Here is a 25,776-nt window from a genome sequence, read left to right on the forward strand (position 1 = left end):
GTAGGTCACGCCCACTCAACCCACCGCTTGATCTTTGGGACCTGCCCAGGGCCTTGATTTCCCGAGACCCGTGGCCATCACCAGGGAGGTCAATGGCGGCGTCATCGATGTGTCGGCCCCAATGGACTGCTTGGTGGGTTTTGGCCTTAGTACTGCCCAGACTACTCGTTATCTCCTTGTGTATGGGGCGTTGGTGAGTGTTGGCGGTAGGGTTTTCATTAATCTTGGGGGTTCCTCCCTGCTTGTTTCGTGATGCTGCATCCTTTCCTGGACGCAAAAGATATAAATACATGTGTTGCTTACTTACTCGGTCCATGAGTGGGGAGGGTCAGGGAGACATAGTTGATGAGTTGCTTTCGTCAGTGCTTGGTGGTGAGAGTACGGCTGAGTCGGAGATTGCCAAGGAGCAGGCCCTGGTTAGGGTTAGGGTTGAGAGGAGGAAGAGGCATTTGGTTACTGTTATTGAGTTTGATAGTTCTGATGTTAAGGCCATAGACATAAATGGCATTGCCAAGGAGCTTAAGCGTAGGCTTGCGGCTGGTGGTACTGTTAAGGATAACGTCATTGAGGTTCAGGGTGACCAGAGACAGAGGGTTAAGAAGTTGCTTGTGGAGTTGGGGTTTAGGGAGGAGAACATACTGATTGATGAGACCATTGTGGAGACCTAGGGATGATTGGGAGGGATGAGGCATTAATTAAGTACCTGAAGGATGAGTTGCCCGGTAGGGTTAGTGAATCGCTTGGGGGTGATGGTGCGTCAATAATAAATGGCCTCTCAAAACTATGCATTGAGGTCCTTAATAGGTCCTGTGGTGCCCTGGGCGTTGATTGCGGTGGTGATGAGTTGGTGAATGCCTGGAGGGTTATGGAGAGGGTTGTGGAGTTGAGTGGTGAGTTTGTCCTGGCTAGGTACATGGCCATTGTCGCCTCCTCGGGCTTCATAGCCTCCGTGGCCGGCCCAGTGATTGCGGAGATGCTTGGTAGGGACCTGCTTACGTGTGTTGAGAAGGTTAGGGTTATGATACTTAGGATGGTTGAGGAGGGTAGGCCGTGGAGGGAGGTTTATGGGTTGGGTGATTAGTTTTTTTTAAAGGGTTTCTTAAAACGGAGCCTGCATGTTTAGGGTTTTGACACTCGAGGACTACATCAGGATCCCACCCAGTAGGTTTGGGGAACCTCTGGAGAGGGTTGCCTTTGAGGTTTTGTGGGGTGAGTACGTGGGTAGGGTTGAGAGGGATGTGGGTGTCTACGTGGCCATATTCGACGTTGAGGTCAGTAGGAGGGGTGTGGTAATATTCGGTGATGGGGCCACCTACAACAGGGTTCGCTTTAAGGCCCTGGTTTACACGCCGTTGATTAATGAGGTTGTTGAGGGTGAGGTGGTTAGGACTGAGGACTTTGGGGCCTTCGTGAGGGTTGGGCCATAGACGCCTTGATACATAGGACTCAGATGATGGAGGATAACGTGGTTCTCTATGACAAGCAGAGTGGGGCCTTCGTTGGCGAGCGTAGTAGGCGTAGGCTTGGTAGGGGTGACGTTGTTAGGGCTAGGGTTGTGGGGGTTAGCTACGTGACGGCTGGTAACAGGGACGTGGTTAGGGTTAGCCTAACCCTTAGGCAGCCAATGCTTGGTAAGCTTGAGTGGATTGAGGAGGAGCTCAGTGGTGGTAAAAAGACCGCACAGGCCAAGGCTCAGCAGAAGCAGTAGTCCCCCTCTTTCTCACCGTCTGGCCAGCCCGATTAGGATGAGGGAAAGTGTCATTGTTTCCACCGTGCCCGTGATTAATAGGGTGATTGTTGAGTAGGCCGTGTTCGTTGTAATTACCTGGACCGTGATAAAGGCTATCATTGGTATTGAGGCCGTCACTATTATTAGTACGGTATTGACCAAGTTCAGCAATGCCAGGGCTTGGGAACCCCTTAGGTAGTCCCTGACCTCTAGTTGGAATATTACGGCGGACATCACGGTTGAGGCAAGTGGAGATATGGAGAGGGCTAGGATTGGCGGTATGGCTGATTGGTGGTGTAGGGCGGTGAGTATTGCCACTATGGGTACTGCGAGTGCGTAGTACGTCGTTAGTACCATGGGTATTTTTGCGAGCATCCTCCTAATCGGTGTTATTGGTATTGTGAGAATTATTGGCAGTGCGGAGTATTCCGCGTTGTACATCATGACGGGCAGGAATGAGGATATGAAGGCCAGTGGAGCTGCGTAGGCCATGACACCGATCATCAACCCGAATTGGCTTAGGTCATTCATTGAGGTGGCCAAGGATGCGTATAGGAACACGGCCATGAGCAGGCCACCAATGACCATACCCAGGGATCCCCTGGCACTCAATATCATCTTCATGTAGTACCTAACCAAGCCCGTGAATGAACCCCTGAATCTGAACCCCATGAATGACCTCCCAATATTTATCACGGACTCTGGGCCGCCTGGTATCTTCGGTCTCAGCAGCCTGGGTCCCGCATTTATCACTAGGCACACATCGGTTATGAGGAGTATTACCGTGGTTGCCATGGAGTTCATGACGGCCATTGGGTATTTCATGATTAATGGGTCGTTTACCAGCGGTATGTATTGGGCAATTCCAGGCTTATGATGCCGGGATCCTCACTGAGCATCAGTAGTGCCATTGCTATTGCCCAGGGTATTGAATTCATTATGATAACGAGCGACCTAGTCAAGAATGCGTTTGCCAATCCCCTCCTCCTGACCACGGTGTCGAGAGCCACTATACCCATCAACGGCCCCATCAAACCCAGAAGAAGTGCCTGCGCCGTGACTAACACCAACACTGGCGTGTGTGCTATTACTGATATTATTATTGCCATCATGATTGACGCAAATAATGGCGCATCCACGGCCCTAATTATGGCCACCGTTGCGGCGAGCCTTATGGAGCCCTCATCGAGGCCCAACACCCTGAGTAGGTCGCCAATCACCGGGTAGCCCATTACGGAGGTAACTATTGGAGTTAGTAGCATGTAGATCATTAATATTATGAAGTACATGGCCAGGTATTCATAGGGTGGTGTCTGGTACATGCTAACTGCGCCATTCCAGTGCGTGATTAGGTCTATGATGAGCGGCGCTGCTAGGTATGTTGTGGTCATTATCGAGCCACGGCCTTAATTACCCCATAGCCATTAACAATCCTATCAATCCTGACGGGCCTAGCCCCAGTCCTCCTGGACTGGGTTATTGCCTGGACAATCAATTCCCTATAGACCAGGCCACCAAGCCACCAGGCATTCATGTTATAAACCCTCCAGCAATCCCTTGATTTCATCCTCAGCCTTAATGGCCCTTAGGAAGGCGTCCTCGAGATACCCGCGTTGGCTGCGTTAATAATTTCCGTGGGCGTTCCCTCTATTACGAGTTTGCCCATGTTTATGATGCCGATCCTCATGCAAACCCTCTCTGCAACTTCCATTATGTGCGTTGTGAAGAGTATCGAACCACCGGACTCAAGGTGCCTCTGCATCAACTCCTTAATAACCCTCACGGACTTGGCGTCCAGATAATTAAAGGGTTCATCCATGAGCAGAAGTCTCGGCCTATGCATTAGGGCTGCCGCAATAACCACCTTCTGCCTATTGCCCGCGGACAGCGTCATTATTGGCCTGTCAATGAACTCCTCAAGCCCAGGGCCCTAACCAAGGCCTCCACGTACCTGGAGTCCTTAACACCCCTAACCGAGCCAACGAACTCCAGGAAGTCCCTTGGGCTCAAGGTTTCCAGGACCAGTGGGGTCTCCAGGACCGCACCCACGTGGTTCATGACCTCGGGTCTTGGTGGTCCCATGCCCAGTATGTCTATGACCCCCTCATACCTCACGAGCCTAGCACGGCCTTAATCGTCGTCGTCTTCCCAGCCCCATTCGGCCCAGGAGGCAGTAGGTCTCACCCTGCCTTACGCAGGTGCTTAGGCCGTCAACGGCGACCTTGCTCCCGTACTTAACGGTTAATTTTTCAATTCTCAATGCACAATCCATTCAATTAAACGCCAACACACCCACTTTTATTACTTTATTGGGTTATCACCCCGGTTTTACCAGTGACTATGTTTAAATCAGTGATTTTTCGCCCAGTTTAGAATGCACAGGAGTGTTTACCTGGTTTTATTTGTTAAGGGGTTGAGGACCTTCGTCTTCGGCATGGTCAGTGTGTTGACGCCGATTTACCTGGCAATGTTAGGCTTCTCACCAACCTATGTTGGTGCGTCCATATTCCTCATAGTCCTCGGTAATGCCTCCTCAAACATACTACTTACGTGGTTCGGCGACGTGATTGGTAGGAGGAGGTTATTAATCATCTTTAGTCTCCTCACGTTCGCCTCCGGCATCCTCCTATCCTCATCCTCACTATACCCATACTAGCCTGGCGCTGTTCATGGATAACATAAGTACGACGGGGACTGAGGCCGGTCCCTTCCAATCCATCGAGGTTGGTGTACTGCCCAGGTTCACGGGCAATAGGTTGGGTAGGGTCTTGGGTATTTACAACCTAATCGGTTACTCAGCCTCATCACTGGGCGCCCTCGCATCATCAATACCGGCCTACCTGGGGGATAAACTGGTGCTTGTTAGGTCGATGTACCTCATATACGCAGTGGCTGGCTTGGTCATGGTCATCACCTACAGCGCAATGAGTAATATCGAGGCTGGGGGAAGGAGGCTTGGCTTGAGGGGGTTGGGTAGGACCGCCGTTGTTGACATTAGGAATTTATCAATACTGTTCTCGGTGGATTCCTTCGGTGGTGGTCTAGTAACGCAATCCCTAATGTCCTACTGGTTCTATATTCGCTAGGGGTATCCCTGAGGGAGTTGGGTATTGTGTTCATGATTGTTAATGCGATTACGGCGACCTCGCTGGTTATTGCCCCGTTGATTGCCGAGAGGATTGGTAATTTGAGGACCATGGTATACACGCACTTATTATCAAACGTATTCCTGATCCTAGTGCCACTCGCGGGCTCCCTCATGGATAGCCTCGCATTCCTCCTACTTAGGCAGAGTGTTTCGCAGATGGATGTGCCGACTAGGCAGGCATTCATGGCGCAGATATTCAGTGATGAGGAGAGGGTCCCCGCGAATGCGATAACGAATACGGCGAGGAGTGTTGGTTCCCTACCTGGCCCATTAATAGTTGGTGATTTAATAACCCAGAGGCTCTACTCCCTGCCATTCATAGTCAGTGGGTCCCTGAAGATGATGTATGACTTGACGATATACCTCATGTACAGGAATAGGGTTAGAGGTGATGGGGCTAATTAAGTACCAATTATGAGTAAGGGGACAAAAGCCCTAATCAATGACAACAATGACTTATGCATAATTATTACGCCCTACGTGCGTAATTACTACGAGGAGGTCCCAGGCAGTATTAATGCAATAATTAGTTATTTACTCCTCGTTTTCCAGCACGTATTCCTCCACAGTGCCGGTGTGGAGCGACACTATGGCGTCGGCAATTGTCACCACTGTTTCAGGGATCCTCATTACCCTAATCCCATGAGTTATGAAGTCATAGACAGCCTGGGCCCAATCCTCATTACCATAATTGCATCGGGTCCTAACCCTATTATCCTCTCATGAATACCCCTGCGTACCGCAGAGGCTTGTTCATCCTCTCCTCTCTCCTCATGTGGTCCCTCGCCCTCTATGAATGATATATTTAGTATTTTACCGTCCTCATCAATGTCCACAAGGCTAGGTATGGGGCCCTGCCGAAGTGTGGTGATATCCTTGATTGTTCACCATTCTCATCAAGCACGGGTATTAATACCCTCACAATGACCCGCACCCCCTTGTGGCTTATAAGTATTGCTTCACGTGTATTGGGGTTTAATCTTTCTATTTTTCTAAAAATTCTAATGTTACATTATTTTTAGAAATTAAGAAAGTTTTAAAAACTAGTGAATTAGTAGTATAGTCGGTGAGTGATATGGGTGAAAACCAGACTAAACCCGCACAGGCAACGGTGGGTAGGTTAAGTACATGGGGCTTTTGGCTTGCGATAATTGGTGCGTTGCTAATACTCATTGATGGTGCCTGGTGCTCGGCATGAGCACGTTCTATGGTCCGCATTATGGCGGTGTCTCCGTGGTTGGTTGGACTGAGATAGCCCTTAGTATCATCATGTTCATACTACTACCCTTCTATAAGAGGTGGCCTGCTGCCATTGGCTGGACTGTTTTTGTGCTCGCAATAATAACCATGCCATTTGATGGTGGGTTCTGGGAGGTTGGTGCCATACTTGCCTTGATCGGAGGAATCCTCGTGGCACTTAAGAAGTGAGACTAGAGGATGCTGTGTGTAACTTTTAAAAATTCAAAATTTTTTTCTTAATTTCTCCTATTAGGGTTTTGGGTGGTTACCATGGCCCTTGGTGATACCTTGGATGATTCCCTGGAGTTAATGGGTAGGATACTTAGGCGTTGGGGTTTTAGTGAGAAGGACATAGCGATATACACGGCGCTTCTCCTCAGCCTGGACCCATGACTATGAAGGATATTTCCGAGAAGACAGGCTTCAGCCTGTCGACTGTGTCCCAATCACTTAATAACCTGGTTCGGTATTACATGGTTAAGCCCGAGAAGAGGGGTAGGGTTAGGGTTTTCACTGCGGTGCCCATGTTCTATGAACTCTTCCTAAACCAGCCAGTGGAGATGCTTGATAAGGAGGTTATACCGCTTAAGCAGAGGTTGCTTGAGCTTAGGGGTAAAATGCCTGAGTTGAGGGATAGGATTGACTTAATACTGAGTAACCTGAGCAACATGGAGTGCGTGTTGAATGAAATAATAAGGATAAAGAACAACAACATCTGCGTGAATAATAGGAAGGCATAAGTAATTATTCACAACCTACTAATTACGTGCTTCTGCAGGGACTTACACATTCCCTGTGGAATAATCCCTAAGTAATTATATTGACTGACTGGTCAATCGATGTCACACGGGACAGAACGAAGGACTTGGCATGGAGTGGATAGGACACGCTTAACTTGGTATCCAAGAATAGACTATGGTAAATGCACCGGGTGCGGCCTGTGCCTGCTTACGTGTGGTAATGATGTCTTTAGGTGGTCGGACAGGGGGTTACCCATTGTTGCGAACCCAGGTAACTGTGTATTGGGGTGCACCACATGCGCAAAGTTATGCCTGAGGATGCCATGACATTTCCGGATGACCCAAAGAGGTTCCTGAGGACTATAATAATTAAGGAGAAAATATACCCAAACGTTAAGAAGGAGTTAATGGAGAGACTCAGTAAGTACCCTGACCACAGGGTTGACTCAAGAACCTTCAAACTAATTAATAAACCAAGCCCCGAATTCAGCAAGTGGCATGGTATTGATAGGACAGCAATAAGGTGGGGCCCAATGATTGATGAGGATAAGTGCGTTGGTTGTGGTCTCTGCGTTGTGCAATGTAGTGAGAGGAGGAATGTATTTGGTTATGATGAGACAAGGAGAAAATCCGTAGTTTTATACCCGTACAACTGCATGGTTGGTTGCAACAACTGCCAAGTGGCTTGCCTCTGGGACGCAATTAAATTCCCAGACTTCTCCGAGCTTAAGAAACTCGCACGAGACCTGGTGGATTCAGGAATAGTGAGGAGGGAACTTGAGGATAGGTTAAGTAGGAACCCAAACCTATTAATGGAGTTACCAGACTCACTAATTGTGAGGATGACTAAGTTGGTGAAGATCGTTGATAAGTAAAACGCATTTTACTCTTAGTTAATTAGGTACCGTGCCCTCCCTCCCAAGGCTTCTCAAAGGGTTTCCTATGTGGTTTCATAAATGGCTTTCGCCAGGTCCCTCTTCCACTTCCCCCTCTTTTTCCTCAGGCTTACCCTCCCTACCTCTTGATGATAAGTACTCACTTACTATCTCAAGGGCCCTCTTAGGATCGCCAACGCCGATCAACCTCTTCGCCAATTCAACCTCGCCAATATAAACAAGCCACTGAACAATATGGCCCTCCCTAAGGTGGTACTCAAGGGCCTTTGGATCAACATTAATGAGCCTCTCAAGCTCACTCTTTAGTTCCTCAACATTACGGGCTATGCCGATGACCCTGTCAAAGGACTTGAAGTAGAACGGTTCCTTACCCTGGGCCTTCTCGCCACTACTCATTACTAACACATAATCTGTTTCACTTAAATACTTTGTTCTTGGTGGTTAAGCCTATCTTTGGCTTGTTTGGAGGCTGGTGGCGCTTAGTAGGCTATCGACTAATTCCTCAACGAATTTCCTGGGTTCCATCTCATTCTCATCCCACCAAATGGTGTAGCACATCAATGCCCCGAAGAAGGCTCTCCTGAGAGACATCGGTATTGAGTGCCCCGTAAGCGTCTCAACCCTCCTAAACATTTCATTCATCTTGTCCATGCATGTCTCTCTTAACCTCTCCTTAACTCTCCCATACCTATCCTTATAGGCCATTGTGAGCATCAGTAAGGACCTTAAATCCCTGTTGGAGTACTTCTCCATAAACCTCATACCGAAATCAATTAACAAATCCCGTGCATTATTGTAATCTCTCCTCAACACTTCATTTATTATGTCATGCGGTACAGATAAGAGGGCAACACTTTGTATCAACTCATCCTTGCTCTTGAAATATAGGAATATTGTGCCCTTACTAACACCGCACATTTTAGCAACCTCATCCATTGAGGCTGCATCAAACCCCTTCTCAGCAAAGACCTTAATAGCTGCATTAATAATGTTCATCATTCTTTCCTTCCTCATCTTGCTCCTCATGGTTTTCCTCACGTGTTTATTTTAGCATTACACCTTTAAATAACTTACTGACCAACTGGTTATTACTAACTGACTGGTCAGAAAGCTTTATAAACCAGCTAACTGACCGGTTAGTTGACCAGTATGTCCCAACAAAGTAGATGGAGGAAAATCGGGTTGGATTTCGGTGTAATAAGTGGAGCCGAGTGGTTAATAATAGTGGCAGCGTTCCTAGGTAGGTACCTACTTCAATTCTATCAAACATCAATAGGCTACCTAGGGAGTACCTTCGGCATGAACTCATTTGAGATAGGTATAGGCTTCGCACTCTTCACACTAGCCTTCGCAGCATCAGCATTCATAATGCATAGAATAAGGCCCAGTCAATTAAGGACTGCTGAAATAATAGCGCTCACGCTTCTCGGCGCAACAATGCCACTATACATAGTAGTGAAGGGCTATGCTGAGGTTTACACGTTGATGATTATTGATGGCCTAATAACGGGCGTGGTCATGGATTCCTTTATGACCATGTCAGGTATGGCATCAATCGACCAGGCAAGGAGGCAGGTGGAACAGGCGGCATTCTCATTCTGGGTGGCGCTGGCGCTTATTGTAGCTCCGTTCACTACAGGTTATCTACTTGGCCTTGGAATAAAGACACTATTCGCATTATTCGCCATAATGGCCTTCATAGCAATACCCTTCGTGGTGGCGCTACGTGGGAGGTACGCGTTGAAGTACGTGGAAGCCAAGGGCCATGGCGGACACACGAGTATATCATCCCTATTCAGGAACCTTGAGTTTAACTGGGCAGTGATTGCGGCATTGGCATACACAATACCCTTCTTCATAATATTCTCCTTCAGTTACGAAATAGGAAGTGCCTTAGGTTTCACTGCCAGCGAGGTTTACTACCTATTGGCCGCCATGTTCGTTGGTGATGTGTTGACGAGACTCGTGGTTAGGCTTAAATCACCAATAACCAACAGGAGGCCTTACATGATTGCCGCCGTCACCATAGCGCTACTAGCCTCGGTATTCCTGGCATTAAGCATGGTTTCATGGATATTCTTCATCCTAGCACTCCTAATAGCAGGTATACCAGATGGATTGACCTGGACCCTTGGGTTACAAATTGCCAACACGTCATTTAAGCGTGAGGAAATCGCAACCTCCACATCATTCTTCAGTTCAATAATGATGATAATGTCAGCCCTAATGCCACTGGTGGGCTACATGTTCTCAGTGGTTGGCGAAACTTATACTTTAACAGTATTTGCAGGAATAACCGCGGTATTCTTCGTTTGGGAGCTTCTCCTCAGGCCAATCAATAAAAATAAGGAGGTGAAAGTGCAATGATAGCATCAGTTATAGTTCAGCTAGTGAACTTTTTGGCAGCGCTGCTTTTCGGCATGCTTGGAGTTGGAGCTGCACCTGTCTTTATAGCAAGCATGGAGGGCTTGGGTTATAGCGTGATTTCTACGATATTTCCTCTCGCCATACTGCTTAACGGGATAAACAGCGGCTTCGCGTCGATACCTTTTATAAAGACCAGAAACGTGGACTGGAAGTACGGGAGCCTACTTTCAGTTGCGGCTGGCATCGCGGCATTCACTGGAGCTTACTACGCATTCATGGTTCCTGTAAAAGTGATAATGTATCTTTTAGTCGCTGTCCTGCTGATCCTCAGCGCATGGGTTATCTTAAACGTAAAGAGGGAGGGAGTCAGCATTGAGGCCAAAAGGGTATTTTCTGCAGGCCTGCCAGGAGCTATATTTGCAGGGTTCATAGGAGGGCTTCTGGCAATAGGGGGAGGAGGCATAATGATGCCCTTCCTGCTCATCTCCGGCTATAACACTAAGAAGGCAGCCGGCACAACGGCAATAATAGCAACAGTTGCAAGCTTTGCCGGATTTGCAGGTTTTGTTATGCACTCATTCATACCTTTAAACTTTTTAATCTTATCAGCCTCCCTCGTTGCAATAGCCTCTGTAATAGGTGCTTTCCTTTCGATAAAACTTGCAAAACCATCATGGTTGAGGATGCTTCTCGCTCTGATACTATTGGTTTCAGCATTAAGGATAGCAATAACGCTGATTTGATGAGCCGCTAGAATTGTTAAGAATTTAACTTAAAATAAATAAAATATAGTTCCGCTCCTTTCTACATAATATTTTCGTTTGAAGTTATTATCGGGGATAAGCTTGGCTTCTCTCTCCTTCGACCGTGTTCTACCTGTTCGGGCGATGTTCGTGGGGGTGTAGAGTCGCCTATGCAGAACAGAAGGCCTTATATGGTATTCGCTGTAACGATAGCCCTAATATCAGCTGTATTACTTGTTCTCAGTTATTTCTTTTATTTCTTTACATAATAGCTTAGCGTTAGCGCTTATGTGGGATTCGCTTAAAACTTTATTATCGAGTTTTCAATCTCAAGGGCTTTTTACGGATTACGTGTAATAATGATTAAATATTAATTGACCAGTTGGGCAATGGATCAATACGGCCTCGGCAAACCTGAAGTACGAGATTCCTGACTGGGTCTTTGAGTTCCATGGACATAGATGCCCAGCGCTTGTTCTGGGTTACTTGGCGGGTAAGTACGCCCTTAAACTGCTTGGGATTGAGAGGGAGAGGGACTCGGGTACCTACGTGTTTTCCGAGACTGGGGATGAGCATCACCAGGAGTGTTTCGACGATGGTGTGCAAGCAGCCACTGGATGCACATACGGCAAGGGCCTTTACAAAAGGCTATACTACGGGAAGCTGGCAATAATACTCTATAGACCAGGTAAGGGGGCCGTAAGAGTTGCCATAAAGTCGGAGTTCTTGAACGAACTCGGCAAGTTCGAGTTCTTTAGGTACCGGAGGTCAGGGATACCGGCTTCCCAGGTACCTAGGGAGGTGGTTGATGAGGTCATAAACTTCGTACTATCTAAAGATCCCGAGGAGGTATTTAAGTACGAATTCCTTAAGGACTTCAATTACAGGCCAGCAATTAGGAAGGCGATGAGCAGGATACCTTGTGACTCATGCGGGGAGCTCGTTTTTGAGAATTATATCAAGATATTTAATGGAAAGAAACTATGCCCAAGGTGCTACGAGACTGAGTTGAGGGGAGAATCACGAGGATCACTATGATTACGGCAGACCTAACTCCTATCATAATCACCATACTAACCTGGGCAATCTCAGCGCTCTTCGCAATCGCTGGAGTGGGTGCGGCCAATACCCTAATCCCTATATACTACTCGCTAGGCATACCATTCCCTGTGGCGGCCGCCTCAGGGCTATTACTCAATGTGTTCTCCTTATCCACGGCCACAATATACAATGCGAATAAGAAGAGGATTCTGTGGAGGTTGGGGACAATCTTCCTAATACCCGCCATCGTCATGGCGCCAATAGGCGCCTACATAGGCATCCACACACCAAGGAAGATACTGCTCTGCGCATTCGCGGCATTCCTGGCATACACACTATACAACCTGGCGAAGGGTAGGGTTAAGGAGAGAGTGGGCAGGTTTTACATGGGCCTAAAGGGCTATGCGCTGGGTGTGTTTACCGGTGCTATTGTGGGCTTCCTAGGGGGTTTGCTTGGCGTTGGTGGCGGCATGATAATCCTGCCCGTACTAGCCTCATAGAGAATGACTATAAGAGGGTTTCGGCAACGGCGGGTTATATAGCATTGTTTAGCTCAGCAAGCGGCTTTGCGAGCTACCTATTCTTATTGAGGGGTATTGATTACATGCTATGGATCATGGTACTAGTGGGCGGTGTCTTGGGCGGGTTCACAGGTTCGTACCTAATGAATAGGATAAGGACCCAATACATGAGATTTGTCATAATGTTAATAATAGCGTTTGTGCTTGGAAAAATATTGATAAGCATCCTTTAAACTAGGTAATTTGGGCGTCTTCTCATGAGTTCTCCAGTTCTCGGGTCTAGGGAGAGGATTCTGCAGGCGGCCAGTGAGGTCTTTGCCGAGGAGGGCTTTTTCAGGGCCTCTGTGGATGAGGTGTGCAGTAGGGCAGGTGTATCCAAGGGATTGGTATTTTGGTACTTCAAGTCCAAGGATCAGTTGATAATTGAGGTTGCCCGGAGGAGCATTCCCCTTGATGTTGTTGAGGACTGCCTGGGTAGAGGAGGCGGTGGGTATGAGATCCTTAGGTGCATTGGGATTGGTTTCCTGGGGAAATACCGCGACTCGGTAATGAGGAGGTTATTCCTGCACACAATATCGGCAATGAACGTCTACAGGGAACTTGAGGAGAGCGTTAGAGAACTATGCAGGTCAATGGTGGTTAAGATAAGTAGGGTGGTCTTCAACGATGAGGGTCCCGAGGGCATTGTGAGGATTAGAGCATTCCTAGGTGGGTTGTTATGCTATGTGATTAATCCGCCGGGGATTGATGAGGAGACCTACGTGAATACCCTGATGAGGATTACCCTGAGTAAATGATAAATTTGACTTTAATACCTGGCTTTACTCAGCCTCCTAATTATTAGTACGGGTATTGGTGATCTCGCCACAACCTTCAATGCGACACTACCAATGATATGCGGCCTGTGGCCCATCATGACTAGGTCAAACTTGCCCGTACTCGCATAGTCAATAATTATTGATGCGGGGTCGCCAACGGCAGCCTCATAATTAATATTTATATTATTTATCTCAATAATCTTACTGGACTTAATGATATTGATTAAGTTAATTAACTTACCCTCCGCAACCTTCTTCCCCTCGGCAATAACGTTCTCCGTAATGAACTCACTAACCTCGGAAAGGTTAAGCGGCACAACGTAAAGAAGTGTTACACTACTTACGTTGCTTAATCTACTCAATCCCTCAATAACCCATCTCTCTGTGTCTCTCGATAAGTCCACAGGGATTAAGACGTTTAGGCCTGGCTTACCCACCATGCTCTCAATCTCAAAGGCTCCCTCTTCAGCAATACCCCTGGCACTGACCTTAGCCCCCTCCTCCACGGGCACCTTAATAGCCTCCCTCTCCCTCCTAACTCCATAGAAGTTCATAACCCTATCCCTCAACTTGAGAAATGTTATTATGAAGACCACCTGGAAGGCAGGTAGTAATGATGGTGGCATTGAGGCTAAGAAGGCGATTCCAGAACCAAGTGGCGCGAGCGCCACTGCACTTAGTGCTATGGCCGTTGCTCATTCTTCGGAATACCAGTTAGTATCGCCACCATTGCTGGGTCATACGGTGACTCACCCCTCCTATTCAATTTAACGTACTTAAAGAGCAGCGTGAATACCGCGAGTGATACGGAGCCGAAAACCATAGCTGAGTAGAATATGCCCAGCACATCCATCATGTGCGTGATGAGGACTCCTGCATGGGCGAAGAATATCGTGAATATTATGATCATCATACCAATCATTGTGATTGATGGGAATAAGGGGCTGATCCTCCTAAACCCTGCCTGCCCCATCCTCCTGATCATCGCCTCGCGGGTTGGTATTGCCAGGACCAGCGGTATGATTAGGACCTCTATTATAGTCATGACTAGGTTCATCTCGACCTTCCCAAGGACTGCGCCGGATAGTGTGAGCCCCCTTACATGGGTTAGGAACATGCTTATGTAGGCTGAGGACTCAGCGGGTATCAACGCTAGCGATAGTATGAATGATAGGGCTACCATAGCCGTTGCGGCACTTATGTCAGCCATCATTAACCCCACATAGCCAATGCTCATTGATGAGCATGGGACAACCCAGGCAAGGAAGAGGCCAAACCTAACGAAGGGGCTTGGTACAAATAATAGCCCAAGTAGTACTGCCATTAACGGGCTGTAAACGAAGTTCAGCAGTACCACCGCCGTAGTCAGCTTGTAATTCCTAAAGGCGTTTCCCAATGCCTTATGTTTAGCATGAGTAACATGGGGAATATCATTATGTATATGGAGGCCATCATTACCATGTTCAATAACTGCTCGTGATAACGCACCCAACCTATACTGTAGTAACCTGCGACCAGGCCGAGAACTATCATGAGACCTACGTAGGCACCAAGCCACCTATCAAGGTGCGCCCTAACTCTCTCCAACCTATTACTTACTTCAAGTGTGTTTGACGTCACGAAGCACGACAAAACACGCAAAGCTAATAGGTCTTTCTGGCAAAACTTTGGATGGTAATGAAATATAGTTGTAATAATTAGATGATCAAAGTAGGGAGAGAGACAAGAATTGCCACTAAATATTTTGGCTATGCATATGTAATCCTTAATACTTTCTTAAAATGAATTCCTTAGATAATTATTTACCATATTGTGAGACATGTGTAAAATATACCGTGTAGGAGACTGTGAATTGGTAATGATTTTTCGAGGCATCGCCGTAACCCTTCACTTCACCTTATCAATAACAACATTAAGTTCCGTGTTATATACCTTAAACTTAGTGAGATTATTCAATATGAACCTCCTAATATTATCCAAATCCCTACCCACTATCACGGTTACAATACGCTTATCGCCAGTAATTATGAATAATTCCTTGATCATTTCCTGAGACCTCATGAAGTCCAGGGCCTCCTCCATGTTCTCCGGCGGTACATTAAAGAACAGGACGACCTCACTATAACCCAACGCCTTATAATCAACAACAGCCCTACACCCCTTAATAACGCCCATACGCTTAAGTCTCTCAATCCTATGCCTAACGGTCCACGGGCTCCTACCAACCCTCTTCGCAACCTCATGGTACGTAAGCGCGCAATCCTCCTCAAGGACTCTTAGTATCTCATGATCTAAATCATCAAGCAGTAGGGAATCGTTCCCATGTACACGTCTCATAACCCCCAACCATGAAAATTAACCCTAGGCGTTATAAGCTTTTTACAGGGATCATTACTAAGCCCGTTGTGCTATCTCCGCATATATAATTTCTTCCTTAACCATAGTGCAACATTGACAGGGCTTATGAGAACTGGCACTTCGAATAACGGCCCTACTGCCCCATTGACCAACAAGTCAATGTATTATTTAAAATCCTATTTCACGTGTATTGTGAAATAAGTAGATCCTTGAGATCTATGGTACGTGAAAACGTGGGAATTACCACGTAATGCATTATAAAGGATTATTATTGGGTTTACATTAATTACATTGGTTATGCTAAGTTACAAGCTCTATGTGCGTGGTTACTACGAGGCCCTGGGCACCAGGTACCTGGAACTCTACCTAAGGGATAGCGTGCTTGGTTACGTAAGGGCTTCGGAGATACTGAGGGTGAGGGCTGCGAGGGTCCTGGACATTGGCTGTGGGATCGGCGTTGGGGCCGGCCTGCTGTCCGGCTTGGCTAGGCAGTACGTGTGCCTAGACATTGCCTGCGGCGTGCTTAAGTACGCCAATTACCTGCCGAACGTTGACGTGGTCTGTGCTGACGCGGCATTACTGCCCATTAGGCCCGGCTCCATTGATTATGCCTGGCAATAAACGTCATTAATGCCGACACCGATGGGGAGCAGATACTTAGGGAGGCCCTGGGCCTAGGTGCCCGCGTCTATGCTGAGTCGCCTAGGGCCGTGGATAATGAGTTAATTAATCGCCTATTGCGTGGGTAGGTTTTTAACTCAGGGCTCAGCATTAATGCTGGTAATGGGTTTTGAGGAGGTGATTAAGGAGTTGAGGGATAGGGAGGAGGAGGCTAGGAGGATTAGGAGGGCTGAGGCTGATTGGGACTTCATAAACTCACTGCCCCCCAGGGTTAAGTTAGCGGTCATTCACTATATAGAGACTGGGGATATTTACGTGTCGGCTAGGATAGCCGGCATGAGTGTTGAGGAGTTTAATGAGGTTAGGATTAGGCGAGGGTTCCAAATGCCAACTGACGCCATTGCCGACACGTCATTCATAATCGACTGGGTTAGGTACTCAGGGAGGGACTTATTGTTTAGGTTGTTCAGTACTGTGTGGATTCCCGAGCCCGTGCTTAATGAGGTTAGGTCTGAAAACTCCCTTTCCTGGATAACGGGTAAGTTAGCCGAGGGTAAATTTGCGCTATTCCCTGAGCTGACTAATTATAGGGATGAGGCCCTGAGACTCATGGAATTGAGCAGTAGGTATCCGGTTAGGAGGCTTGATTACCCTGAGGCCTACTGCATTGCCGTGGCTAGCGATAGGGGCTACGTAGTGCTTTCCGAAAATGGCGGCGCTATGCATCGCAATTCCTCTACGCCAGGGCCAGGGTCTGGAGGGCCTTCGAGGTTCTGGCGGAACTACTTAGGTTGGGCGTGATTGATAGGAGTGAGTTTTATAAGTATGAGAGGGAGACAATGCATAGGTTCTCAAGGAGGGATTTAGAAAGGCTTGGGCTATGAGTGACGTGATTAGGGAGCTTGAGGAGCGTGAGAGGGAGTTGAGAGAAATGAGGAGGAGGGAGGCTGATTGGGATTTCATTAATTCACTACCGCCCAGGATTAGGAGTGCCGTGGTACTATTCATAGAGACTGGTGACCTAAGGCTCGCCCAGAGGCTGTCCGGCCTTGGCCTTGAGGACTTCGTGGACATCCTCAGGAGGGCCAGGGTTTGGATCACCTAAGGCTATTTAAGGCAACCCAGTGGGGTGTAGAATCGTGAAGAGGGTTAGGTTGAGGTTTGCTGGTGGCGTTGAGGTTGACTTCGTTGATAGGGATCTTGCCCTTAGGCGTGTTGAGGATTGGGCTGGGCGTGGGATGGGCGTGGTTCACGTGGTTTATGGCCCTGAGGCTGCGGTAAAACGGCGTGGCTTAGGCAATCAGCGGAGTTGCTCAGAGAATTGGGCTTTGACGTTGTTTACGTTAATCCCATTGATAGGGATGTCCTCGCCGAGTTTAGTGTTAAGGAGTTGAGGGGGGAGTTCATGAGGCTTGTTAGGGAGCCATTAGCCAAAACGCCCTTGGTAAATTGGCTTGGCTTGCCCTCGACATGGCTAAGGAGTTGATTAAGGCAACGAGGGGCAAAATAGCCGTAATAGTTGACGACGCCTTCCAAATACTCGGCGTAAAGGAATCAGCAATATACGTAAAAGCCCTACTAAACCTAATCGAGTATCCACCAGAAAGTTACGAAAGGATAGTCACTATAGCGGCAACCAGCGAGGGCATCTCTAAGTATGAAATAGGTAGGCATAGGTGGGCCTATATAGACGTCATGTGGAATATGCCCAGGGGTGGTTTTGAACAATTGTACGGGCAAATATCTGGTGATAAGCCACTATTCGAGGATGTGTGGAGGATAACGGGTGGAAATCCAAAGGCGCTGGGTCAGTTATATGAGGCTAATTGGAGCATCGACAGTGTGGTTGACAGGATTATTAACGAGAGAGTGATCACCCCACGCTTCATTAGTAGGTGGCGTGGGTGGCTTGAGGAGGCTGTGAGGGACCCGGACGCCCTATGGAGCCCGGACGCGCCGGAGGAGTTAATTAATGAGTTGGTTGAGAAGAACCTAATAATTTACTTCCTACCCGAGAGGAATCCGGAGTTTTGGATTGATGAACCGCCTGGGAGGGATCCTGAGCTTGGCATTGGCAAGTATGTGGCCTGGCAAACACCACTGCATAGGGAGGCCGTTAGGAGGGCCCTCCAGGACATTAAATAATCAATCACGGCTCCACGCCAAGCCTCACATTAATAGTAACTCAGTGGGCCTTAGTGTTTTGTTCACTGGATCAACCTCTAGGCCGAGCTCCTCAAGGGTTGTTGCGCCCAGGAGGTATATTCCCTCATCACCAAACACCACCATCGTGTGGGCCCTTATTCCCTGAACCTCAATACCAACAACGCCAACACTTCTCTCAATGATTCTACCATCCGCAAGCTTAAACCTCCTTAAACCCATCGGCTTAACCCCCAATTCATTTAATAGTTTAGCGGGCAGCACCGTATATACCGAGCCTGTGTCCACCACGAGTTCTACCTCGCTTGGCTCGCTAGGCCTATCCACACTCCATACCTTAGCCCTAACCCTTATAAAGCCCATATCAAGATGCTCTTATAATCAATTCTTTAAAACTTTAGCGCCCTGCTACGTGGTGTTTCAATTACTATTTTTCGTCATGTTCCTGAGACAATCCGTTGAGTTAAAAAAATAAAAAGGCAATGCCTTACCCAAGGCTTCGGTGGGATTATTACGTGTTTAAAAGAGGAGGAGCTAAGGAGGAGGATAATAGAGGAGAGGAGAAGGGTGGAGGAGTTGAGAAGGAGGTTGGAGGAGGTCAGGAGGGATCTGGAGTTGATTTACGAGCTTCAGAGGGAGGCAATGCGTTGTATGGAGAAGAGTGCATAGGCTTACTTAGGGAGTTGCTTAGTTTGTCGTCTGAAAGTTCAGCACTATACTTCGAGCTCTACCAGGCATGGGAGGAGGCTAAGATAGAGACAATGCGCCTCGGAGGATTGATAGGAGCGTGTAGATTTAGGAACCCGGAATTAGCTGGCAGGCTTTATGAGAGGTATATGTACCTCTTTCGGAAGTATCTACGTGGGGAGTGACGCATTTTATCATTTACGGCTGCCGCATCCTCATGATTAATAGCAGGGCTATTGCAAAGGATATTAATGATGAGGCTGATGCGAAGTAGTAGGCGTAGGAGTAGTGTACCTGGTATAGGGCCCCCATGATGGTATTTCCAAGGAATACCCCTACGCTTCTACCGAAGGTTAACAACCCCATCCCAGAACCCACTGCTTCCTCCGGCATTAGTTTAGATATTATGGTCGGTTCAAAGACCTCAGTGGCTGCGACTGCAATACCCAGCGTGAATGCCATTGGTACAGGCCAATAATTCCGAATGGAGCCAATAACGCAAAACCCAGGGAGGCTACTGAACCCACTAGGTATCCAAGGAAGGCTAAACCAGAATACTCGTTAAGCTTCAGTCTACCAAACACGTAACCAAACACCGCAGATGCCATTAGGAATACGCCATATGTCAGCACGGCTAGGTAGTCTTCATGCGTAAACTCGGCGGTTGTTATTACCGGGAACCCGAAGCTGTATTGCGAGAATCCGAAGAAGAACGTGGACAGTACAATTAACCACACGAACCTATGGGTTGCCCTTAAACTCGCGATGCTGGGCCTCGAGTTTGTCTTCACCCTGCCTGCGTTAACCGTGGACAGTATCAATGTTGATATTACCAGTGGTATTGCCGTGATTGCAAGCAAGTACTCAATTGGGAGTTTAAGGTAGAGTAGTATTGCTGTGTATGTTATGGCCAATGCCGCACCCGTTATATCAAGCGCGTGGAGGATTCCAAAGGCCTCACTCCTCTCGTTAGGTTCCGTGACCTCGCTAAGCATGGCCCTCCTGGGCGGTGTCCTGAGGTTCCTAGCCCACCAACCAACTAGAAATATTAACCAAGCCTCCCACCAATACCTGGAGAAGCCGAGTAATGCGACTACGGTTATTACCGCATTGCCGATCACGGCAACCCTCTTCCTACCATATACATCACCCAGAAGCCACCCAGGAAGCCTATGAAACTGCCTAAGCCGTAATTAACAGCCTCGACAACGCCGTAAAGCCACATCGGCGCGCCCAGGAATACAACGAATATCAATGGGAACATGACCACAGCCGTCTGGTAACCAAGGTCCGCGAAGAATGCCGAGAATGATATCTTCAAGACCTCCCCACGATTCCTCATCAAGGCATTACGAACTCCTCAGTTTTTTTCAGTCTTTCTGAATAAGCTTTGTTCATGTTTTCCATGGTTAGTATTCCCAGCAACTTGCCATTACTCACCACGGGTACCCACGTAGTACCTGCCTCACTCATCACACTAATCGCATCATAAAGTGTTGACTCTGGCTCTACGTGGCGCATGGGCCTCACGTAATCACGCACCACGCCCTTACCCCCACCAACATCATAAAGGTTTATTGCGCCCACGTACCTGCCTCATGATCAACGACAGGCAGTACCGTGAACCTATACCTAAGCATCCTGTTGAGTGCTGTGGACGCACTCTCATCAATGTGGGCGACCGGCTCATTAACCAACCTGCACTCACCAACCTAATCTCCATCAGTAGTGGTACCCTGTACTCACCCGCGTGGGCTGGTGAGTCCCTCCTCGTTGGTACCTGGGCCCTGTAGATGGTATAGTCGCCCGAGACCAGGTAGGCTATGGCTACGGCTATCATGGCGCCAGGCAGTAGTTGGTAGCTACCGGTCATTTCAATTACCATGAACATCACGGCAATGGGTGCCTTGGCGGCGGCGCCGAAGAAGGCAAGCATGCTTATTATCACGAAGGGGGCTGGGTCAGGGGCTAGGCCAGGCATTAGGTAGTGTAGGATTAGCCACACGTCGAATCCCGTGAATGCGCCAATGACTATGCCAGGGCGAAGACGCCACCACTACCCCCTGAGCCTATTGAGAATGAAGTGGTTATTATCTTGAGGAAGGGGAGCATGGCTAGGATTATTAATGGTGGTAGTGCGATTATTGGTGACACGAATGCATCAACCCTGTTAAACTCAACTAGGTTCAGCCAGCCGTAACTCGTACCGAGGACCTCAGGCGTCAACAAACCTATTAACCCAGTCACGGCACCTCCGATGACGGGCTTAACGTAATTACTAACCCTCCACCTCTTGAAGGCGTCATGCACTGAGTAGAAGGTCCTCACGTAGAGTATTGCCATTAAGCCGTCGACAACGCCCAACACCACGTATAGGGGTAGTCTCGCTGGGTTGAATGTACCCATGTAATAGCCGAATATTGGTGTGAAGCCTACTACGGAGCCGAATATCACGTAGCCCACCGCCGAGGCTATCAAGGCTGGGAATATAACCTCGGTCTCAAAGTCCCTCTTATAGAGTATCTCCGCGGCAAGTAGTGCGCCGCCTATCGGCGCTTTAAATATCGAGCCAATGCCAGCCCCAATGCCCACGGCAACCGCGATCCTCCTATCCTCGGGCTCTAAGGAGAACAGGTCGGCAATCATCGACCCAATACCAGCGCTTAGCTGTGCCGTGGGGCCCTCCCTACCTGCACTACCGCCGGACCCAATGGTTATTGCCGAGGCAATGAGCTTGATTGGCGGTATCCTCCTCCTAATCCTGCCCTGGAGCCTGTGGAAGGCGTTTATGGCGGCATCCGTCCCATGACCCTCAGCCTCGGGCGCCCAGGTATACACTATGAGCCCGGATAATAGGCCGCCGAGCATTGTTGATAGTGGTATGAGCCAAATACGTTCGGCATGGAATACGTAGTTCAGCGAGCCACCCTCACCAAGTGGCTCCGGTATTTCGTAACCAACGAGCTTAAGCATGAATATGTACTCCATGAGCTTAAGCGTGAAGTAGAATGTCAACGCCGAGAGCCCAGCCACAATACCAATCACAATACCCAGTATAAACCACTTGATGAAGTAGGGTAGTTCCCCAATCCTCATGACCGAAAAACCGGGTATATACCCTTTAAAGGTCTTCCTCATCATGAGGAATTAAATTATTATTTTTATTAAAGATTAATTAGGAATGGGTAGCCACATGATGCAGATAACCACCGCCTTATTCGCAATCACATACCTAGTCGCGGCATCAATCATCACATACACCCTGTTTAGTAGGTTTGCCTGGCGTGATAGGGTTTCGTGGGTTTTGATCGGCGTTGGCTTCATGCTAATCGCACTGGCGCTCCAGGTCGTTGTTCAGGCGGTTCCATTCCTCGTATTAATCCTTACTCACATTAGGAATGTGCTGATTAACGCCTCATCAGCCGCAGGTGCGGTGTTGGGTTTCGTTAGGTCCAACATCTATTTGGCATCCATTTACATGGGTCTCGTGGCTGGCGCATCCCAGGAGATCTTTAGGTACTTGGCCGTTAGGGATCGTGAACCCAGGTCGACACTGTATATTGGTTATGGCTTCGCCCTCGTGGACGTGGCATTCACGATAATGAGCGTGGTATTGCCATTGTTAATACCCACACCAATAAATCCAGCATTAATTACGCCACAGTAACACCTATCATAAGCCTGGTCGGCCTTGCCATCCAGCCCGTGGTCTCCTTCCTATTCCACCCAGCTCGTCAATGCTCCTTAAGGCCTATCAAACCGTTAATAGGGGGTTGAGGGGCCTAATACTCATGATCCTAGCCCACACATACATGGACTCATTTACCTGGTGCATGGACAATGCCATCGCCCTCACCCTAATCAGCCCATCACTAATAATACCCCTATCCACGGCCTACTTCACCTCCGTGGTTCTGCTATCGGCACTCATCTTCATCACCGGCTTTAAAGCGTTAAATAATGCCGAGTACCATGATTAATGGGCCTTGCCCATTACGTGAATTACATAACCCATTCATGCACCTTTATAGGTGGTTATTGTTTTCTGTTTCTCACTAAGGGGGACCGCCGATAATGTTTATTAAGAGTGAAAAGTACTCACGCGAATGCCCACTGGGGAGGTTATTTTCCTCACGCTCCTTGAGGTGAGCACCCTAGTGCTACTGGCTGACCTAGTGGGTGGTGTACTCATTAGGTATGGCTTCCCAAGGGTTGTGGCTGAACTCCTTATCGGGCTTACCCTAAGCCCATACGCCCTGGGCTCCTTACTAAACGCGGTACTCCACATGGAGTTGTTCGCGATTAATGACTACCTACTATTCCTCACAAACCTCTCGGTGATACTGCTATTGTTCGCCTCAGGCCTTGAGCACGGCCTATCCACCCTCAGGGAGGGCGGTATATATGGCGCATTGGCCGCAGTATTCGGCGCCATAATCCCCTACGCCCTGGTATACTGGGTCTTGGTGAGTATGGGTTTGCCATATGTGGAGTCCTCAATTATTGCCCTATCAACGGCACCCACGAGCCTAGCCGTCGTTGCCGGGATCATTGAGCGTGAGGGCTTGGCTGGGCTACCCAGCACTAAGGTTTTGATTACGGCTGCTCCATAGACGATGTTGTTTCCCTAATACTCCTATCCATGGTGATCGCCGCGGTAAGCACGGGTGGCTTTACCTACGGCTCGTTGGTCACGGCCGTAAAGATCGTGACCCTCTGGGTCCTGGTATTCCTACTCTCCGTATTGTTCATACCGAGGATACTAAACAGGGTTGGTGAGGAGACTATCGTGTACGCATCCCTAGTGGTTCTCTTCGGCATTGTCCTCATAATGACCACCCTGGGCTTCTCCGAGGTCATTGCAGCCTTCATAGCCGGTGTAGCCGTTGCCGAGAGCAGGTTCTCGCAGAGGGTTAGGGAGACGGTGAATGTGCTACTGGCGATATTCGGCTCCATATTCTTCATAGCCATGGGCCTCCAGCTAAACTTCAAGTATATACTTAACATTGAGGTCTTGGTAATGGCCCTCGCGACCTCCGTTGTGGCCATCGTGGGTAAGGTCATTGGCATATACCATTCGCCTACCTGAGGCTTCGTAGTGGCCGTGAATCAATAATCGTTAGTTATGGCATGATACCGAGGGGTGAGATGGGACTTGTGATCGCATCCATAGGGTTGAGCAGTGGGTTGATTACCATGGGCGACTTCGGCATTATAATACTCATGGTGTTGATAACCACGGTAATAGGCGCCGTAGTCTATAGGCGGGAGGCCTGCAGGTTTAGGTCATCAGCGGGGGCGCGCTAAACCCCTAATCACTGCATACTCATAGAGAGCCCTCAATGCATTTGCCGCGGTCTCCAGCCTATCATAGGTAGGTACACCGCCCTCCTCAAGCCTCGCCTTAAAGGCCCTGGCATCCTCATTGGCACTAATCCCAAAGACAACTATCGGCTTATCAAACCTCCTCGCCTCTATTATGTAATCCGCGAGCTTAGGAGTCATGCCCGGCAACTGCATTTGGGCTAGTACTAATGCCATGTCTACGTAGCTCGTTGGTAGTACCGTGTCCAGCACGAACTTGTACATGGCATCCGTGGCACTACCAGTCAGGTCAATCGGGTTAGCCGTACTCGCGAAGGGCGGCAGTGACTTGGAGAGGGTGTCGCGAATTTCCTGCGGAAGTTCAGGGACCACTAACCCAACGGACTCCACATTATCAACGGCCTGAACACCCGCCCCACCACTATCCGTGATTATCAATACCCTGTTGCCCCTGGGCAATGGCTGTGTAGCCAGGGCCTTGGCGACCTCCAGCGCATCCATTAGGTTATTAACCTCTATGGCACCTGCCTGCCTTAGCATTGCCCTGTAGATCTCGTAATTACCCGCCAGCCGCCGTGTGGGACTTAACCGCCCTGCCGGAGGACTTGGACCTGCCCGCCTTATAAACAACCACCGGTTTAGTCTTGGTAACCCTCCTCATCACCTCGAGAAGTCTCCTTCCCTCTCCTGGGTATTTCAACCCCTCAATATACATAACGATAACCTTCACATCATCATTGCCCGCCAAGGCCTCGAGCAACTCCACCTCACTGATGTCGAGTTTGTTTCCGTAGTTTACGGCTAGTCCAACGCCAATATTCCTCCTGGCCGCCCAATCAAGTATTGCCGCAGCAACCGCGCCACTTTGGCTTATGAGGGCTATTGGTCCCGCCCCAGCCTCTCCATCCTTCCCTGCGGTATGAAGAATGTGTCAAGGCCATTAAACGCATTATAAACACCAATACAATTAGGCCCGAGTATCCTAACCCTACCCTGCGACGCATTCCTAACCTCACCCTCGAGCTTTGCCCCATCTTCACCAACCTCACTAAAACCACCACTAATTATTATGGCTACCTTGACGCCTTAGCCACGCACTCATTGATTATTTTGGGTACCGTGGGCGCCGGCGTAACTATTACGGCTAGGTCGACCTCACCCGGTACCTCAAGCACGGACCTATAGACCCTGTGGCCCATCAATTCTGTGTAGCTTGGGTTAACTAGGTAGACCCTGCCCCGGAACTTGGTGAGTAGGTTCCTGGTTATTACACTGCCGACGCTACCCTCCCTAGCCGTGGCGCCTATTATGGCTATTGACCTGGGGTTGAATAGGTAATTAAGGCCCTCACTCACGGCCTTACTAATGAGGACTGGGCTT

The 25,776-nt window shown here is 48.6% G+C and carries 43 protein-coding genes and 5 pseudogenes; 31 read left to right on the top strand and 17 right to left on the bottom strand.

What is annotated here, in order from left to right; genetic code table 11:
* Nucleotides 1–34: 34 nt before the first annotated feature.
* From JCM16159_RS17155 to JCM16159_RS17165, 5 genes are all read left to right on the top strand, one after another.
* On the top strand, nt 35–253 hold the full coding sequence (locus JCM16159_RS17155) for a hypothetical protein (protein ID WP_243666656.1): 219 nt from the start codon (nt 35–37) through the stop codon (nt 251–253).
* Between the two features lie 61 nt (nt 254–314).
* A complete protein-coding gene (locus JCM16159_RS10600; RefSeq protein WP_054857802.1) occupies nt 315–668 on the top strand; it encodes a translation initiation factor in 354 nt (117 codons plus the stop codon).
* 2 nt (nt 669–670) lie between these two features.
* The gene (locus JCM16159_RS10605; protein ID WP_054857803.1) at nt 671–1,081 is read left to right on the top strand and encodes a hypothetical protein; all 411 of its coding nucleotides are present in this window, start codon (nt 671–673) and stop codon (nt 1,079–1,081) included.
* 34 nt (nt 1,082–1,115) lie between these two features.
* Nucleotides 1,116–1,427, top strand: coding sequence for an RPB7/RPC8 family DNA-directed RNA polymerase subunit (locus tag JCM16159_RS17160; RefSeq protein ID WP_243666657.1), 312 nt, complete (start codon nt 1,116–1,118; stop codon nt 1,425–1,427).
* Between the two features lie 5 nt (nt 1,428–1,432).
* On the top strand, nt 1,433–1,708 hold the full coding sequence (locus tag JCM16159_RS17165) for a hypothetical protein (protein WP_243666658.1): 276 nt from the start codon (nt 1,433–1,435) through the stop codon (nt 1,706–1,708).
* Nucleotides 1,709–1,720: 12 nt separating this feature from the next.
* On the opposite strand, the gene JCM16159_RS17170 is transcribed toward JCM16159_RS17165, so the two are convergent.
* The 5 genes from JCM16159_RS17170 to JCM16159_RS17190 are packed head-to-tail and all read right to left on the bottom strand — an operon-like array spanning nt 1,721 to nt 3,844.
* The gene (locus tag JCM16159_RS17170; protein WP_243666659.1) at nt 1,721–2,554 is read right to left on the bottom strand and encodes a hypothetical protein; all 834 of its coding nucleotides are present in this window, start codon (nt 2,552–2,554) and stop codon (nt 1,721–1,723) included.
* Nucleotides 2,555–2,568: 14 nt separating this feature from the next.
* Nucleotides 2,569–3,120 (bottom strand): hypothetical protein, encoded by a 552-nt coding sequence (locus tag JCM16159_RS17175; RefSeq protein WP_243666660.1) that lies wholly within the window; start codon nt 3,118–3,120, stop codon nt 2,569–2,571.
* Nucleotides 3,120–3,296 carry a hypothetical protein gene (locus tag JCM16159_RS17180; protein ID WP_243666661.1) on the bottom strand — a complete coding sequence of 59 codons (177 nt, stop codon included), beginning with the start codon at nt 3,294–3,296 and terminating at the stop codon, nt 3,120–3,122. The genes JCM16159_RS17175 and JCM16159_RS17180 overlap by 1 nt, the downstream gene beginning before the upstream one ends.
* A gap of 18 nt (nt 3,297–3,314) precedes the next feature.
* Nucleotides 3,315–3,623 (bottom strand): ATP-binding cassette domain-containing protein, encoded by a 309-nt coding sequence (locus JCM16159_RS17185; RefSeq protein WP_243666662.1) that lies wholly within the window; start codon nt 3,621–3,623, stop codon nt 3,315–3,317.
* On the bottom strand, nt 3,623–3,844 hold the full coding sequence (locus JCM16159_RS17190) for a hypothetical protein (protein ID WP_243666663.1): 222 nt from the start codon (nt 3,842–3,844) through the stop codon (nt 3,623–3,625). The genes JCM16159_RS17185 and JCM16159_RS17190 overlap by 1 nt, the downstream gene beginning before the upstream one ends.
* Before the next feature lie 259 nt (nt 3,845–4,103).
* Here JCM16159_RS17190 and JCM16159_RS17195 point away from each other — a divergent pair, with 259 nt between their 5' ends.
* Genes JCM16159_RS17195 through JCM16159_RS17205 form a run of 3 tightly spaced genes read left to right on the top strand, consistent with a single transcriptional unit; the run spans nt 4,104 to nt 5,282 of the window.
* A complete protein-coding gene (locus JCM16159_RS17195; protein WP_243666664.1) occupies nt 4,104–4,385 on the top strand; it encodes a hypothetical protein in 282 nt (93 codons plus the stop codon).
* Nucleotides 4,386–4,398: 13 nt separating this feature from the next.
* Nucleotides 4,399–4,815, top strand: a complete 417-nt coding sequence (locus JCM16159_RS17200) for a hypothetical protein (protein WP_243666665.1) — start codon at nt 4,399–4,401, stop codon at nt 4,813–4,815.
* The gene (locus JCM16159_RS17205; protein WP_243666700.1) at nt 4,797–5,282 is read left to right on the top strand and encodes an MFS transporter; all 486 of its coding nucleotides are present in this window, start codon (nt 4,797–4,799) and stop codon (nt 5,280–5,282) included. Before JCM16159_RS17200 ends, JCM16159_RS17205 begins: the two co-directional genes overlap by 19 nt.
* A 242-nt stretch (nt 5,283–5,524) precedes the next feature.
* Here the strand turns inward: JCM16159_RS17205 and JCM16159_RS17210 are convergent, their stop codons facing one another.
* Both JCM16159_RS17210 and JCM16159_RS19395 read right to left on the bottom strand, forming a co-directional pair.
* Nucleotides 5,525–5,713: a hypothetical protein gene (locus JCM16159_RS17210; protein ID WP_243666666.1), complete on the bottom strand. Its 189-nt coding sequence runs from the start codon at nt 5,711–5,713 to the stop codon at nt 5,525–5,527.
* Nucleotides 5,683–5,799, bottom strand: coding sequence for a NifB/NifX family molybdenum-iron cluster-binding protein (locus JCM16159_RS19395; RefSeq protein ID WP_367834462.1), 117 nt, complete (start codon nt 5,797–5,799; stop codon nt 5,683–5,685). Before JCM16159_RS19395 ends, JCM16159_RS17210 begins: the two co-directional genes overlap by 31 nt.
* 144 nt (nt 5,800–5,943) lie before the next feature.
* On the opposite strand from JCM16159_RS19395, the gene JCM16159_RS19400 reads away from it, so the two are divergent.
* The 6 genes from JCM16159_RS19400 to JCM16159_RS10645 all read left to right on the top strand — a co-directional run bounded on the left by JCM16159_RS19400 (nt 5,944) and on the right by JCM16159_RS10645 (nt 7,731).
* Nucleotides 5,944–6,075, top strand: coding sequence for a hypothetical protein (locus JCM16159_RS19400; RefSeq protein ID WP_367834463.1), 132 nt, complete (start codon nt 5,944–5,946; stop codon nt 6,073–6,075).
* Entirely contained in the window at nt 6,072–6,305 is a 234-nt protein-coding gene (locus JCM16159_RS10635) for a hypothetical protein (RefSeq protein ID WP_243666667.1), read from the top strand. The genes JCM16159_RS19400 and JCM16159_RS10635 overlap by 4 nt, the downstream gene beginning before the upstream one ends.
* 81 nt (nt 6,306–6,386) lie before the next feature.
* Entirely contained in the window at nt 6,387–6,509 is a 123-nt protein-coding gene (locus tag JCM16159_RS19405) for a hypothetical protein (protein WP_367834464.1), read from the top strand.
* Nucleotides 6,506–6,856, top strand: coding sequence for a LacI family DNA-binding transcriptional regulator (locus JCM16159_RS10640; RefSeq protein WP_243666668.1), 351 nt, complete (start codon nt 6,506–6,508; stop codon nt 6,854–6,856). Before JCM16159_RS19405 ends, JCM16159_RS10640 begins: the two co-directional genes overlap by 4 nt.
* Before the next feature lie 99 nt (nt 6,857–6,955).
* Nucleotides 6,956–7,183 (top strand): ferredoxin family protein, encoded by a 228-nt coding sequence (locus JCM16159_RS19410; protein WP_367834465.1) that lies wholly within the window; start codon nt 6,956–6,958, stop codon nt 7,181–7,183.
* A complete protein-coding gene (locus tag JCM16159_RS10645; RefSeq protein ID WP_243666669.1) occupies nt 7,180–7,731 on the top strand; it encodes a ferredoxin family protein in 552 nt (183 codons plus the stop codon). Before JCM16159_RS19410 ends, JCM16159_RS10645 begins: the two co-directional genes overlap by 4 nt.
* A gap of 75 nt (nt 7,732–7,806) precedes the next feature.
* On the opposite strand, the gene JCM16159_RS10650 is transcribed toward JCM16159_RS10645, so the two are convergent.
* Both JCM16159_RS10650 and JCM16159_RS10655 read right to left on the bottom strand, forming a co-directional pair.
* The gene (locus JCM16159_RS10650) at nt 7,807–8,148 is read right to left on the bottom strand and encodes a hypothetical protein (protein WP_054857807.1); all 342 of its coding nucleotides are present in this window, start codon (nt 8,146–8,148) and stop codon (nt 7,807–7,809) included.
* A 51-nt stretch (nt 8,149–8,199) separates the two neighbouring features.
* Complete coding sequence (locus tag JCM16159_RS10655) at nt 8,200–8,778, bottom strand: TetR/AcrR family transcriptional regulator (protein WP_243666670.1); 579 nt, start codon at nt 8,776–8,778, stop codon at nt 8,200–8,202.
* Nucleotides 8,779–8,901: 123 nt separating this feature from the next.
* Here JCM16159_RS10655 and JCM16159_RS10660 point away from each other — a divergent pair, with 123 nt between their 5' ends.
* The 5 genes and pseudogenes from JCM16159_RS10660 (at nt 8,902) to JCM16159_RS10680 (ending at nt 13,221) form a co-directional block, all read left to right on the top strand.
* Nucleotides 8,902–10,119, top strand: a complete 1,218-nt coding sequence (locus tag JCM16159_RS10660; protein WP_054857809.1) for an MFS transporter — start codon at nt 8,902–8,904, stop codon at nt 10,117–10,119.
* Nucleotides 10,116–10,862 carry a sulfite exporter TauE/SafE family protein gene (locus JCM16159_RS10665; RefSeq protein WP_054857810.1) on the top strand — a complete coding sequence of 249 codons (747 nt, stop codon included), beginning with the start codon at nt 10,116–10,118 and terminating at the stop codon, nt 10,860–10,862. The genes JCM16159_RS10660 and JCM16159_RS10665 overlap by 4 nt, the downstream gene beginning before the upstream one ends.
* Nucleotides 10,863–11,288: 426 nt before the next feature.
* Nucleotides 11,289–11,900, top strand: coding sequence for an FmdE family protein (locus JCM16159_RS10670; protein WP_367834474.1), 612 nt, complete (start codon nt 11,289–11,291; stop codon nt 11,898–11,900).
* Nucleotides 11,897–12,657, top strand: a pseudogene (locus tag JCM16159_RS10675) (sulfite exporter TauE/SafE family protein). The gene JCM16159_RS10670 and the pseudogene JCM16159_RS10675 overlap by 4 nt, the downstream one beginning before the upstream one ends.
* 24 nt (nt 12,658–12,681) lie before the next feature.
* Nucleotides 12,682–13,221 carry a TetR/AcrR family transcriptional regulator gene (locus JCM16159_RS10680; protein WP_054857812.1) on the top strand — a complete coding sequence of 180 codons (540 nt, stop codon included), beginning with the start codon at nt 12,682–12,684 and terminating at the stop codon, nt 13,219–13,221.
* Between the two features lie 11 nt (nt 13,222–13,232).
* Here the strand turns inward: JCM16159_RS10680 and JCM16159_RS10685 are convergent, their stop codons facing one another.
* From JCM16159_RS10685 to JCM16159_RS10700, 4 genes are all read right to left on the bottom strand, one after another.
* Nucleotides 13,233–13,913 (bottom strand): universal stress protein, encoded by a 681-nt coding sequence (locus JCM16159_RS10685; RefSeq protein WP_054857813.1) that lies wholly within the window; start codon nt 13,911–13,913, stop codon nt 13,233–13,235.
* 11 nt (nt 13,914–13,924) lie between these two features.
* Complete coding sequence (locus JCM16159_RS10690; RefSeq protein ID WP_243666671.1) at nt 13,925–14,638, bottom strand: hypothetical protein; 714 nt, start codon at nt 14,636–14,638, stop codon at nt 13,925–13,927.
* Nucleotides 14,608–14,862, bottom strand: coding sequence for a hypothetical protein (locus tag JCM16159_RS10695; protein WP_054857815.1), 255 nt, complete (start codon nt 14,860–14,862; stop codon nt 14,608–14,610). The genes JCM16159_RS10690 and JCM16159_RS10695 overlap by 31 nt, the downstream gene beginning before the upstream one ends.
* A gap of 267 nt (nt 14,863–15,129) precedes the next feature.
* Nucleotides 15,130–15,579 carry an Lrp/AsnC family transcriptional regulator gene (locus JCM16159_RS10700; protein WP_054857816.1) on the bottom strand — a complete coding sequence of 150 codons (450 nt, stop codon included), beginning with the start codon at nt 15,577–15,579 and terminating at the stop codon, nt 15,130–15,132.
* A 318-nt stretch (nt 15,580–15,897) separates the two neighbouring features.
* Here JCM16159_RS10700 and JCM16159_RS10705 point away from each other — a divergent pair, with 318 nt between their 5' ends.
* The 6 genes and pseudogenes from JCM16159_RS10705 to JCM16159_RS10720 all read left to right on the top strand — a co-directional run bounded on the left by JCM16159_RS10705 (nt 15,898) and on the right by JCM16159_RS10720 (nt 18,366).
* On the top strand, nt 15,898–16,221 hold the full coding sequence (locus JCM16159_RS10705; RefSeq protein WP_243666672.1) for a class I SAM-dependent methyltransferase: 324 nt from the start codon (nt 15,898–15,900) through the stop codon (nt 16,219–16,221).
* A gap of 162 nt (nt 16,222–16,383) precedes the next feature.
* Nucleotides 16,384–16,593: pseudogene (locus tag JCM16159_RS17215) on the top strand (hypothetical protein); the annotation flags it as partial.
* A gap of 508 nt (nt 16,594–17,101) precedes the next feature.
* Nucleotides 17,102–17,326 (top strand): hypothetical protein, encoded by a 225-nt coding sequence (locus JCM16159_RS10715; RefSeq protein ID WP_054857817.1) that lies wholly within the window; start codon nt 17,102–17,104, stop codon nt 17,324–17,326.
* A gap of 34 nt (nt 17,327–17,360) precedes the next feature.
* A complete protein-coding gene (locus tag JCM16159_RS19415) occupies nt 17,361–17,615 on the top strand; it encodes a hypothetical protein (RefSeq protein WP_367834466.1) in 255 nt (84 codons plus the stop codon).
* Nucleotides 17,543–17,707 carry a hypothetical protein gene (locus tag JCM16159_RS19420; RefSeq protein ID WP_367834467.1) on the top strand — a complete coding sequence of 55 codons (165 nt, stop codon included), beginning with the start codon at nt 17,543–17,545 and terminating at the stop codon, nt 17,705–17,707. The genes JCM16159_RS19415 and JCM16159_RS19420 overlap by 73 nt, the downstream gene beginning before the upstream one ends.
* A complete protein-coding gene (locus JCM16159_RS10720; protein ID WP_367834468.1) occupies nt 17,671–18,366 on the top strand; it encodes an ATP-binding protein in 696 nt (231 codons plus the stop codon). The genes JCM16159_RS19420 and JCM16159_RS10720 overlap by 37 nt, the downstream gene beginning before the upstream one ends.
* 24 nt (nt 18,367–18,390) lie before the next feature.
* Here the strand turns inward: JCM16159_RS10720 and JCM16159_RS10725 are convergent, their stop codons facing one another.
* Nucleotides 18,391–18,747, bottom strand: coding sequence for an aspartyl protease family protein (locus JCM16159_RS10725; protein WP_054857818.1), 357 nt, complete (start codon nt 18,745–18,747; stop codon nt 18,391–18,393).
* Nucleotides 18,748–18,866: 119 nt separating this feature from the next.
* Here JCM16159_RS10725 and JCM16159_RS10730 point away from each other — a divergent pair, with 119 nt between their 5' ends.
* Nucleotides 18,867–19,256, top strand: a complete 390-nt coding sequence (locus JCM16159_RS10730; RefSeq protein ID WP_243666673.1) for a hypothetical protein — start codon at nt 18,867–18,869, stop codon at nt 19,254–19,256.
* Between the two features lie 13 nt (nt 19,257–19,269).
* Here JCM16159_RS10730 and JCM16159_RS19425 read toward each other — a convergent pair.
* Nucleotides 19,270–20,416: pseudogene (locus tag JCM16159_RS19425) on the bottom strand (MFS transporter).
* Nucleotides 20,413–22,167: pseudogene (locus JCM16159_RS10740) on the bottom strand (chloride channel protein). Before JCM16159_RS10740 ends, JCM16159_RS19425 begins: the two co-directional pseudogenes overlap by 4 nt.
* A gap of 97 nt (nt 22,168–22,264) precedes the next feature.
* On the opposite strand from JCM16159_RS10740, the gene JCM16159_RS10745 reads away from it, so the two are divergent.
* The 5 genes from JCM16159_RS10745 (at nt 22,265) to JCM16159_RS19440 (ending at nt 24,378) form a co-directional block, all read left to right on the top strand.
* Nucleotides 22,265–22,738, top strand: a complete 474-nt coding sequence (locus tag JCM16159_RS10745; RefSeq protein ID WP_243666678.1) for a hypothetical protein — start codon at nt 22,265–22,267, stop codon at nt 22,736–22,738.
* A gap of 70 nt (nt 22,739–22,808) precedes the next feature.
* On the top strand, nt 22,809–23,051 hold the full coding sequence (locus JCM16159_RS10750) for a hypothetical protein (protein ID WP_054857821.1): 243 nt from the start codon (nt 22,809–22,811) through the stop codon (nt 23,049–23,051).
* A gap of 126 nt (nt 23,052–23,177) precedes the next feature.
* Nucleotides 23,178–23,684: a cation:proton antiporter gene (locus JCM16159_RS19430; protein WP_367834469.1), complete on the top strand. Its 507-nt coding sequence runs from the start codon at nt 23,178–23,180 to the stop codon at nt 23,682–23,684.
* A 29-nt stretch (nt 23,685–23,713) separates the two neighbouring features.
* A complete protein-coding gene (locus tag JCM16159_RS19435; protein WP_367834470.1) occupies nt 23,714–24,160 on the top strand; it encodes a cation:proton antiporter in 447 nt (148 codons plus the stop codon).
* A 41-nt stretch (nt 24,161–24,201) separates the two neighbouring features.
* Nucleotides 24,202–24,378, top strand: a complete 177-nt coding sequence (locus JCM16159_RS19440; RefSeq protein WP_367834471.1) for a hypothetical protein — start codon at nt 24,202–24,204, stop codon at nt 24,376–24,378.
* Here the strand turns inward: JCM16159_RS19440 and JCM16159_RS10760 are convergent.
* Nucleotides 24,361–25,751 (bottom strand): annotated as a pseudogene (locus tag JCM16159_RS10760) (acetate--CoA ligase family protein). The gene JCM16159_RS19440 and the pseudogene JCM16159_RS10760 sit on opposite strands and share 18 nt — an antisense overlap.
* Nucleotides 25,752–25,776: the final 25 nt, after the last annotated feature.

This window comes from Vulcanisaeta sp. JCM 16159 (assembly GCF_001316265.1).
GTDB lineage: Archaea > Thermoproteota > Thermoprotei > Thermoproteales > Thermocladiaceae > Vulcanisaeta.